Origin of the sequence: Bacillus pretiosus (assembly GCF_051294775.1) — a bacterium.
In the GTDB taxonomy this organism is placed as follows: domain Bacteria; phylum Bacillota; class Bacilli; order Bacillales; family Bacillaceae_G; genus Bacillus_A; species Bacillus_A wiedmannii.
The window spans coordinates 1-300 of the sequence record NZ_JBPPHF010000243.1 but is presented as its reverse complement, the minus strand read 5'-3'; the positions used below and the strand labels follow the sequence as shown (position 1 = coordinate 300).

The following is a 300-nucleotide window of genomic DNA, read 5'->3' as shown; positions in this document are numbered from 1 at the left end:
GAAGTAAACAAATGATGTCAATAGTGAATCCCTTTAGTTTTTAAATAATGAGTCAATTATAAGAGAAGGTATTCCTATTTTTTAACTCTTAATATTGTTTGAATTTCAATTTCTGCATTTTCAATACCTATTAATAGGGAACGTAACCTAATAATAAAACTATTATTCAAAGTACCTATTACGAAAAAAAGATTAGGTACTTTGAATACATATTTGATAGATAATAAAAACAATAAGATATGAAGCAACCTTATTATATAATTTGCTAATGTAATTGGCGCTGTGTACATTGTATCAACG

The 300-nt window shown here is 25.3% G+C and carries 1 pseudogene; it reads right to left on the bottom strand.

Features of this window, described 5'->3' with window-relative positions:
- Positions 1–74 precede the first annotated feature (74 nt).
- Positions 75–300 (bottom strand): annotated as a pseudogene (locus tag ACSG5Z_RS30710) (hypothetical protein); the annotation flags it as partial.